Origin of the sequence: Chryseobacterium potabilaquae, from assembly GCF_902728265.1 — a bacterium.
GTDB lineage: Bacteria > Bacteroidota > Bacteroidia > Flavobacteriales > Weeksellaceae > Chryseobacterium > Chryseobacterium potabilaquae.
The window spans coordinates 25,834-36,445 of the sequence record NZ_CACVBR010000039.1 but is presented as its reverse complement, the minus strand read 5'-3'; the positions used below and the strand labels follow the sequence as shown (position 1 = coordinate 36,445).

Sequence of the window (10,612 nt, the reverse complement as noted above, 5' to 3'; positions counted from 1 at the left end):
AACTTCCAAAATTCTTTCGTAATTTGCTCTCAAGTTGTTCATTGTAAATGTTTTGTGGTAAAAACAATTTACTGATTATCAATCAAATGAACAACTTTATTTGTTTTTATCATAATGCACAACGGGTTAATATTCTAAAAATCTATACTATTGTTTAAAAAAAATTTGCCTCAACATACTCATAAACTTTTTTATCAAAATAGAGAAGCTCATATCTACAGTAGTGATATTCTTAAAATCAGGCTTTCCTACATTTCTCAAAAAATAAGAAAAAAAATTCCCCACGCCGCCTATTCAAACTTACATTAAAAATAGCCACACGTTAGAGTCTAGGGTAATTTCAACACCATGCACAAATATATATAAATTATCATAAAAATGTAATAATTAATAATTATTTTATACAATTTTATCTACAAAATAATGAAAATATTTCCAAACACCTTATGAAAAGGCTTATTAATTAAAACTTAATAGAGGTTAATTAATGTTAATCGTTACCCTTTTCTTCAAGATATATTGCTAAATTTGAAGTATGAGTTTTGGAAAAGATTTATTAAGGAAAATAAAAAGTGTAGAATTACCGGGAGAGAATGCCCATGGGATATTTTCTCCACCTTATCGTCCTGTTTTTACCTATGAAGAAGTTTTAGCCAAAAATCCAAAGTTTGCTGCTGTAAATATTGTTTTATATTTAAAAAATGATGAATGGCATTTTCCTCTTATACAAAGAACGATTAATGAACATGATAGGCACAGTGGACAAATCTCCTTACCGGGAGGAAAACGTGAAGAGATGGATCAAGATTTTGCCCAAACAGCAGTTCGAGAAACTTCAGAAGAAATTGGTATTGATAAACACTATATAAGGATTATTAGAGAAATGTCTCCTATATATATCCCTCCAAGTAATTTCTATGTATATCCATATACCTCGTATAGTAAAAAGAACCCTACTTTCATTTTACAACAAAGTGAAGCAGTAGAAGTTATAGAATTTCCTATTACCTCATTTTTAAATCTACCTGACAGTCCGGAAATGATGGCCTTACCTAGTAATGAAGGATATGAAGTTCCCGTAATAAACTTTAACGGATATATTATCTGGGGAGCTACAGCAATGATATTAAGTGAATTCAGTCAGTTATTGAAAAAAATGTAACTTTGCACTATTGTGTTTAATTGAAAAATGGCGAAGAAAAATATTTTCACCGATGCATTCGGTACCCCTTATTTTTTAAAAAGATTAATCATTTTTATTTTAGGATTTGTCTCTTATAGAAGATTCAATGGATTTAATAAATTGAAAATAACCGGTACAGAACATTTAGTAGATCTTCCGGATTCAAATGTACTTTTTGTATCCAACCACCAGACCTACTTTGCAGATGTAGCAGCAATGTATCATGCGTTTTGCGCTGTGAATAATGGATATTTAGATACCATTAAAAATCCTATATACCTACTCAATCCTAAGATTGATTTTTACTATGTAGCAGCAGAAGAAACCATGAACAAAGGTATTCTTCCCAAAATTTTTAAAGTTGCAGGAGCTGTAACCGTAAAAAGAACTTGGAGAGCTGAAGGTAAAAATGTCAACAGAATGGTGGATATGAGTGAAGTGGATAATATTATGAAAGCCCTTGATAATGGCTGGGTAGCTACTTTCCCTCAAGGTACTACAGCAGCTTTTGCCCAAGGAAGAAGAGGAACCGCTAAATTAGTTAAAAATCAACGTCCTATTGTAATTCCTATTAAAATTAATGGATTTAGAAGGGCATTTGATAAAAAAGGACTAAGAGTAAAAGTAACCGGTGTAAAACCCACTATGGAGTTTAAAGCTCCTCTTGAAATCGATTATGATAATGAAAATGCGCATGAAATTTTATTAAAAATCATGACTGCAATTGAACAGACTGAAGATTTCAATTTACTACACAATTATGATGAAGAACTTAAAGCTAAAAAATTAGAAAAAAAGGATTCAGAAAATTAAAAGTAAATTAATATGAAAAGAATAATAAGTATCTTATTCGCAATCATAGTATTAGTTTCATGTAATAGCCAAAAAGTATATACAGATTTTGATATAAGCTACGCTAAAAGCGGTGGCCAGACTCCTGTATATGAAAATTTACTGATTAAAGGTAATAATGTACATTATTCGCTCGAGGGCAAAGGAATAAAAATTATCCAAAAGTTTAAAATTTCAAATGAAAATTTGAAAACTCTCAACAATACCCTTTCTAAAAATAATTTTAATGGGATAATAGAAGATCATAAAAAATTATATGATAATGTTACCACATCCATTAATATAAAAAAAGGACCTAATGAAGGAAGTAAAAATGATGCCAGTTTGATCCTGCCTCCTTTTCAAACAAATTGGAACAATATTACCCTTGCTTTTCAGGAAATTATTAATAACAATGTTAAAAAACAATAAATAAGTTGAATACCCATTTTATTGCTATTGGCGGTAGTGCCATGCATAATCTTGCAATTGCGTTAAAAGATAAAGGATACCAGGTAACAGGTTCGGATGATGCTATTTTTGAGCCTTCAAAATCAAGGCTTGAGATGAAAGGAATTCTTCCTCCAGAAATGGGCTGGTTTCCCGATAAAATCACCTCAGAGATTGATGCTGTGATCTTAGGGATGCACGCCCATCAAGATAATCCTGAACTCGCGAGAGCAAAAGAATTGGGTTTAAAAATATATTCATATCCGGAATTTCTTTACGAACAATCTAAAAATAAAACCCGGGTGGTAATTGCTGGTTCGCATGGAAAAACGACCATTACCTCCATGATTCTCCATGTATTAAATTTTCACCAAAAAGAAGTTGATTTTATGGTGGGTGCCCAACTTGAGGGCTTTGATTGCATGGTAAAACTTACAGAAGACAATGATTTCATGGTATTGGAAGGTGATGAATATCTTTCCTCTCCTATTGATTTACGTTCCAAATTTTTACTTTATCAGCCTAATATTGCTTTACTAAGTGGAATTGCTTGGGATCATATCAATGTTTTTAAAACATTTGATGATTATATTGAACAATTCAGAAAGTTTGTAGCCAGTATAACTCCTGGTGGTGTATTGGTATATAATGAAGAAGATATAGAAGTTGTAAAAGTGGTAGAAGCCGCTGAAAATTATTTCAGAAAAATTCCTTATAAAACACCTGAATACGAAATCAATAATGGTCAAGTATATTTAAAAACAGAAATAGGAGATATTCCCCTTTCTGTTTTTGGAGCGCATAATTTATTAAACCTAGAGGGAGCAAGACATATTTGCCAGCAATTAGGTATTATGGATGAAGGTTTTTATGAAGCTATTATGAGCTTTAAAGGAGCCTCTAAACGTCTGGAAAAAGTACAAAGGGAAGATAATGGTACTTTATATAAAGATTTTGCTCATGCTCCAAGTAAGGTCAAGGCAACTGTAAAGGCTTTTAAAGAACAGTTTACAAAAGAAAAAACCTATGGTTTTCTGGAACTTCATACCTACTCCAGTTTAAATCCTATTTTTCTAGAACAATACGATCATGCAATGGATGGTTTGGATGAAGCCATTGTTTTTTATTCTGAAGATGCCCTCAAAATTAAGAGAATGGAACCTATTTCTCCCGACCTTATTAAAGAAAAATTTAAAAACAATCATCTGAAAGTTTTTACCAATGCCGAGGATCTTCATGCTTATTGGCATACGTTAGACAAGGCAACAGGTGCTTATCTTATGATGAGCTCTGGTAACTTTGGTGGTTTGGATCTGACTCGATAATGTAATTTTGAAATCTATAAAAAACTCTTTTTGAAATTCAAAAAGAGTTTTTGCTTTTATTACAATTTTTTATAAAACTCATTATTACATACATTCTACTTCACTAATCAATTTTTTTAGTATCTCTTCTGTAGAAAGTTCACTATATCGATGGATTGACTGCCCTACCCAAATGCTTACAAAATCAACATTATTCAACGTTTTTGAAATCCGTCTCAGCTCTTGCGTTAATTTATTTTGATAAGGATAAGGTAAAATATATTCTGTATTATCCATCATTTGAATATATTTATTTGAAATCCCTCTTGCATAACGTCCTGAAAAACTATTGGTTAAAATAATATCTTTTTCATTGATACTCTTAAGCCTTTCTTTTTCAAAAGGTTTCAAAGAACTTTCTTGAGAAGCCAATAAGATACTACCCACCTGAAAGCCTTGTGCCCCTAAATTTTTCGCAGCCAACAAAGTGGATGCTTTATACATTCCTCCCGCATAGATTAAAGGAGTTTTCACAGAATCATAAACTTGTGAAAGCAATGACAGGCCCCCAATTTGATGGATATTATCGACATTAAACGTTCCTCTATGACCCCCTGCTTCAATACCTTGTACACAAATAATATCAATTCCGGATCTTTCCAATGCTAACGCTTCCTCCACCGAAGTACAGGTTCCTATCAGGATAATATTTTCTTCTTTTAATTTTTGAATACTCTTATCATCGAGATTTCCAAATGTAAAGCTCACTATTCTACAATTCTCCTGAATAATTGTATCAATTTGCTCATGATAGCTATTAACTTTGATATTTTCAAGATCGGGAAGGTTAATCTCGATATTATTTTTTTGAGCCAATTTTTCAATCCAATGTTTGGTCTTAACAAATTTTTCTTTCAAAGAATCTGTTATATCAGGAATATTATGTACAAAAATATTAACTGCAAAATCTTTATCTGTAAGTTTTTTTGTTTCTCTAATAAGTTGTATAGATTGATCAGCGGATAGATCTGCCAGTGCCAACGACCCTAAACAGTTTGCGTTAGCGGCCTTAGAGGTCATTTTGGGAGTACTCACTCCAAACATAGGCGCTTGAATAAGAGGATATTTTATATTTAATTTCTCACTAATTTTTTCCGGCCAAATCATATCAATTATTTTACTTTAAATTAATAAAAAAAGAAGCAATGATTATTGCCTCTTATGTTTTATTTAAAATAATTTTTCCTAATCTATAAAGTATTATCCATAATTCCTTATCGTAGACAACAATTCGGATTTATAGTGGTATATCTCTTCCAAAGAATTTAATATTTTCTTTTCTCCATTATCTTTACCATTCTGAAATAATTCAATATACTTATTAGAAGAATTAAAATGCAAACGACAAATTGGTTTACGATTATTATCATCTAATAAAATTCCAAAATACGATTGCGTATCTCTAAAAGCAATCCTCGATGCAGGTAATATTTCCCTTAAAATTGCCTTAACAATTTGAGAACCTTCTATCTCCTCTTCAGTAGTAACTAATTTTGAACTTTCAGCATTATCATCGATAGACTCTATTTGATTAGTTATTTTGGAGGGTACACTATCATTAATATTTAAAGCATTTTTAAGTCTAAAATTAATAGACTCATTGATAGAATTAGAAAAAGCCTTTTTAGCATATTCTTTAAAGGTGATCAATCTTGTAGCTGTAATCGGCTTTTCAAAAAATCTACCAACCAAAAGCTTAACCATTTCATCACTAGGATTTTGTAATTCTTTTTCAAATTCATTACGAATTGCCTTTATATACTTCAATGCTTCAGCAGAATCCAAAATATTTTCTAAATTATATCCGATTTTAGTAAAGTTTTCTAAAATTTTCAAACTTGAATCTTTTAGATGAAATAAATCAAGGGTGAAAAAAGGTTTTTCATCCATGATATTAGGTTTTTCTAGATCAGCATAAAAATTATAAATATGCCCATTCGTTAATACTCCAAATCTGGCTTTAGAAACATGATAATATCTATGCAGTTGAGAATTATAAGCATCTGCATTATCTTTCCAATGTTTACACTCGATAATTAAAATAGGTTCACCCTCTTTTTTAATTACATAATCTACTTTTTCACCCTTTTTGGTTCCAATATCACAAATAAATTCAGGAATTACTTCTGTAGGATTAAAAATATCATACCCTAATATTTGTATAAAAGGCATTACAAATGCATTTTTTGTAGCCTCCTCCGTGCATATTTCTTCTTTTAACGAATCTACACGTTGATACAATTGTTCTAATTTAAGTTTTAAATCTAAATCTTTTTCCATGGTTATTCGCGTTTTTAATATTATTATATAAACTAGGCTTTGGATAAGAAGAGAAATAAAAATGGGACAAAAAACAACAATTATTATATTTAATATTCTAGCATCCAATAATGTGAAAAATTACCAGATATAATATCAATACACTAATTTACAAATATTTTTGCTCAAATAGATGGCCAAATTGACCCAATAAAACTTAGAATATTTTGTAAATAACAAAAAAACTCATCTAATATAAGAGTCTAAAATAATGACTTGAGAATAAATTTCATGGAGATATTCATAAAATAAAAATCTATACATTAAAAAAAATTTCACAAAAAAACCGTCATTAACTATATGTAAGTCAATGACGGACAACTGCTTTAGAGCTTTACTTCCCATAAATTACTCTGGTAAAGTAAAAACTTAAGAATACACAAATAAGAGAGGTAAAAATGAGAATCTTTTACTTCTCTATTACACTTTTTATTTATTCAACTCTATTATAGTAATATTTTGTTGTTATTGATTTACCATTGTTGTTTGATTGTGTGGCATATGGGTACTTATCAGAAGTATAATAACTATTAGTACACGTAAAATTACTTCCACTTTTTAAAATATTATTACTTCCTGCTAAACCTTCTCCAATGATTCCTCCAATATTCCGTTGAACCATATTAAGAGCTTTATATCCTGTAATATTGTTAAAAGGATTCATTTTAAGATCGAAACTGGACGCCTCGGTTAGAGAATTATTATATACGCTTTTAATTCTATTTCCTAGATTATCAAAATAAGCATCAACTTTATACAGTACAGTTCCATCTTGAGGATCATATTCATCATATCTTATATGACTATTATCCACAATTTCTATATTTTGAGTATAAACTACGGCAGGAGAGACCAAATTATTAGTAACTTTTACAGAGGTAATCATCCCGCTTGATGTATATGAAAATTCTTTTATCATTCTAACTACTCCGTTTATAGTCCATATTTCTTTAGTAATATTATTACCACTATAAGTATAAGAATATTTCACACCATCATGACGAACAATTTCTTTTAGCTTAGTTCCCACATACGAATACGTTAAATTATAGGGATCTATATCTGTTCCTTGTACAAAAACCTTGTTAGGGAGTATCGGACTGTTGTCTACAACAATAGGCCTAGTAGGAGTAGCAATGTCGTCGTTTGAAGAATTACAGCTTACTGTTATTGCTAAAGCTATAAATCCAAGAAATAAATTTTTCATTTGTAATTTTTTTAAATTAGTATAAAATAAATAATGTGTGGTTATTAGCCCGTTTATTATTAGCCACAAAAAGGTACCTTCATTTTAATAATGAATATTGAGACAAACTTTCTATCATTCATTAGAAAGGATGAAGTCGACTATAAGTGTGGATGAAAAATCGAATAAGTAATATAGAATACTCAACTTTACTTCTAAACAATTTTGAGTTTATTCCCAATTGAATAGATTAAATCTGTTTGATTTAAAAAAACAGTAGAAAAGTGGATAAAGTCAATTTTATATCAATGAGTAGAATATTATAATTTATTCAGAATTAATTTTCTGAATAGAAACTACTAGAAATAGGTATTAGAATCATAATTCTATCAAAAGAAGAATAAACGCTAGGTAATTTAGCAAAATCCTTGGGATTTAAAAGGGTTATAGCATTCATTGTGTGTGTTTTTATCATTAGTGTATTGCAAATGTATATAATAAAATTTACAACTACCAAAATTTAATATTAAAAATACACAAATGACATAAAAAAATTACATATAATTATATTAAAGATTACAAAACTTCACTTTAATGATAATTTTACAAGAATGAAATTGATTTTAAAATAATACGTTTAGACGAGTGTTTTTAGTAACATTTTTTAAAGCTCTTCCTAAAAAGTTATAAAGAGTAGTTCCTGTACAGATTAATATATAATAACCTGAGCTCAGGATAAGAAAGCTATCAATAAACCATAACAATCTTATTCCGAATTCAGGTTATATTGTTTTACAAATTATATATCCTAAATATCAGCTATTGTATTCAACATTTTCTTTTCCCATGCAGGATCTTTGGGATCAAAGAAGAGCCGATTCTCTGTATTTAAAGAGCGCACCACATTCATTTCGCTTTCTGTCAACTCAAAATCAAACACGTTAAAATTTTCTTCGATTCTGGATGGTGTTACGGATTTAGGGATCACACAAAATCCTTCTTGCAAATGCCATCTTAAAATTACCTGTGCGACTGTTTTATGATATTTTACGGCTATTGTTCTTAATTTTTCATGATCTAAAAGACCGGCATTTCCGTTTCCAAGAGGACTCCAAGGCTGAGTAATAATATTGTTTTTTTTGTTGTAAACCTGAAGTTCTTTTTGCTGAAAAAGAGGATGCAATTCAATCTGATTAATAACCGGAATTATATTGGAATTTGCTTTTAACTCTTCCATTTTTTCCACCGTAAAATTACAAACCCCAATGACTTTAATTCTTCCTTCATGATACAACTCTTCCAACGCTTTCCAACCTCCAAGGAAATCTCCAAAAGGCCAGTGAATAAGATACATATCCAAGTAATCCATCTGTAGCCGATCCAGTGTTCTTTGAAAAGCACTTTTTGCTTTTTCATATCCGTGATCCTGAACCCATAACTTTGAAGTAATAAATAAAGAGTCTCTCCCTACTCCACTATTGTTCACAGCATTTCCTACTGCTGTCTCATTAAGGTAAATAGATGCTGTATCAATCATTCTATATCCTACTTCAATAGCTTTGGTAACGGCATTTTCACATTCCTTTAAATCTTCTACTTGCCATACTCCAAAACCCAAAGCTGGGATCGTAATACCATTATTTAATGTAATAACAGGTTGCCCTGCATATGTTTTCTCTTTCATAAACTTTGTTTTAATTACCTCTAAAGGCAAACAAATTTGCAATAAAAAATTGAATTTCGAACCTATCCATTTTACTAAATATAAAACTTTATAATTGATATTTTCTAATTTTCTATTTTTGTAAAAATGAAAGATATTTTATTACAAATCAGAATAGCAACGTCAGAAGATTATCCCAAAATAATGGAAATATGGGAATCTGCCGTAAAAGCAACTCATCATTTTCTTTCAAAAGAAGATTTTCATTATTTTAAAGAAATTATTCCGAAAGATTATCTTCCCCATATGAAAGTCTATATTATTTTTCAAGACAATGAAGCAAAAGGCTTCGCATCCGTTGTTGAAGGAAATCTAGAAATGCTCTTTGTTCACGACAATGTTCGCGGAAAAGGTTTGGGTAAAAAATTATTTCAATTTATGAAAGAGAAAACAGGATTAACCCAAGTGGATGTCAATGAACAGAATCCTCAAGCAATTAGGTTTTACGAGAAGATGGGATTCAAACCAATAGGTAGATCAGAAAAAGATGGTTCCGGAAAAGATTACCCAATCATCCATATGAGCTTAAAATAAAACCTATAATTTCCCCCTATTTATTTTTACTCATTACCTTCCTAAACAGATCTTTGATATGGTTAATTTCATTCTGATAATTGGTCTTTTTTCGGCAGCCAAAATACAATGTATTTTCTAACCTTTTCTCTCCTTCCCATATTAACTTTATTTCTCCATTCTCAATTTCATTTTTACATAAAAAATCAGGAACAACAGATAATCCCGATCCTCCTTTCAGACAACGAATAATAGAATTGAGATTAGGAACAATATAATTGGGACGAAAATTAGGTTTATGACCAAAGTTCAAAATCCAAAATTGAAAAAGATGCTCCATATCACCTGTTGTTCCATACCATTTTTCTTGTTTTAACCATTCTTCAATATATCCAGCTCCTTTCGACTTTAACACTTTCTCAAAACTCTTTGTATCAATATCTTTACCCCCTACTAAAATAATTTGTTCCGAAGAAAATGCTTCATGTTCAATATTTGGAGAGGTTCCTTTTTTAGGAGTAATAATTAAATCCAAAATTCCTTTATCCAGTTGATCCAGCATCTCAGGATATTCTCCAAAGCTAATAATGAGATTAAAAGGTAACGTGGAAACATATTGTTCCAATGTGGTTTGGAAAGTTTCGAAACACATTCCTACACTAATTGTTGGAGTATGTTTTTCAGTAGACTTTTGAAAGTTTTTCTCCACATCTTCCAATTTTGTCAATGGTTCTGATACCGCATTGAATAGTACCTTTCCTCTTTCGGTTGGAATCATCTTCCGCCCCGTTCTGTCAAATAATTTATATCCTACATATGCTTCCAAAGAATTTAAATGCAAGCTCACGCCCGGTTGTGAAATAAATAAAGAATCGGCAGCCCCGGTCAATGTTCCGGTTTTATAAATTGCCTTAAAAGTTCGGTACCATTCTAAATTAACCATCATTTAAACTATTATAATTATGATACAAATGTATAAATTATATTATTTTTATTATACAAAAATCCAACATAACTTTGTCTCATACAATGTAAACAATCAT

The 10,612-nt window shown here is 30.4% G+C and carries 10 protein-coding genes; 5 read left to right on the top strand and 5 right to left on the bottom strand.

The features are described 5' to 3' along the window. Positions 1–535 precede the first annotated feature (535 nt). From CHRY9293_RS15485 to CHRY9293_RS15470, 4 genes are read left to right on the top strand one after another with little or no spacing between them, the layout of a single operon-like run. Complete coding sequence (locus CHRY9293_RS15485; RefSeq protein ID WP_162033812.1) at positions 536–1,162, top strand: NUDIX hydrolase; 627 nt, start codon at positions 536–538, stop codon at positions 1,160–1,162. Between the two features lie 27 nt (positions 1,163–1,189). Continuing rightward, positions 1,190–1,996: a lysophospholipid acyltransferase family protein gene (locus CHRY9293_RS15480; protein ID WP_162033811.1), complete on the top strand. Its 807-nt coding sequence runs from the start codon at positions 1,190–1,192 to the stop codon at positions 1,994–1,996. A gap of 12 nt (positions 1,997–2,008) precedes the next feature. Further along, positions 2,009–2,446, top strand: a complete 438-nt coding sequence (locus CHRY9293_RS15475) for a hypothetical protein (RefSeq protein ID WP_162033810.1) — start codon at positions 2,009–2,011, stop codon at positions 2,444–2,446. A 5-nt stretch (positions 2,447–2,451) separates the two neighbouring features. Further along, positions 2,452–3,789, top strand: coding sequence for a UDP-N-acetylmuramate--L-alanine ligase (locus CHRY9293_RS15470; RefSeq protein WP_162033809.1), 1,338 nt, complete (start codon positions 2,452–2,454; stop codon positions 3,787–3,789). Positions 3,790–3,873: 84 nt separating this feature from the next. On the opposite strand, the gene CHRY9293_RS15465 is transcribed toward CHRY9293_RS15470, so the two are convergent. The 4 genes from CHRY9293_RS15465 to CHRY9293_RS15450 form a co-directional block, all read right to left on the bottom strand. Beyond that, positions 3,874–4,935 carry an NAD(P)H-dependent flavin oxidoreductase gene (locus CHRY9293_RS15465; protein WP_162033808.1) on the bottom strand — a complete coding sequence of 354 codons (1,062 nt, stop codon included), beginning with the start codon at positions 4,933–4,935 and terminating at the stop codon, positions 3,874–3,876. A gap of 93 nt (positions 4,936–5,028) precedes the next feature. Next, a complete protein-coding gene (locus CHRY9293_RS15460; RefSeq protein WP_162033807.1) occupies positions 5,029–6,108 on the bottom strand; it encodes a type I restriction endonuclease in 1,080 nt (359 codons plus the stop codon). Positions 6,109–6,580: 472 nt separating this feature from the next. Further along, on the bottom strand, positions 6,581–7,354 hold the full coding sequence (locus tag CHRY9293_RS15455) for a hypothetical protein (RefSeq protein WP_162033806.1): 774 nt from the start codon (positions 7,352–7,354) through the stop codon (positions 6,581–6,583). Positions 7,355–8,141: 787 nt separating this feature from the next. After that, complete coding sequence (locus tag CHRY9293_RS15450; RefSeq protein ID WP_162033805.1) at positions 8,142–9,017, bottom strand: aldo/keto reductase; 876 nt, start codon at positions 9,015–9,017, stop codon at positions 8,142–8,144. Between the two features lie 126 nt (positions 9,018–9,143). Here CHRY9293_RS15450 and CHRY9293_RS15445 point away from each other — a divergent pair, with 126 nt between their 5' ends. Beyond that, a complete protein-coding gene (locus tag CHRY9293_RS15445) occupies positions 9,144–9,590 on the top strand; it encodes a GNAT family N-acetyltransferase (protein WP_162033804.1) in 447 nt (148 codons plus the stop codon). 16 nt (positions 9,591–9,606) lie between these two features. Here the strand turns inward: CHRY9293_RS15445 and CHRY9293_RS15440 are convergent, their stop codons facing one another. After that, positions 9,607–10,512: a LysR family transcriptional regulator gene (locus CHRY9293_RS15440; RefSeq protein WP_162033814.1), complete on the bottom strand. Its 906-nt coding sequence runs from the start codon at positions 10,510–10,512 to the stop codon at positions 9,607–9,609. Between the last annotated feature and the right edge of the window lie 100 nt (positions 10,513–10,612).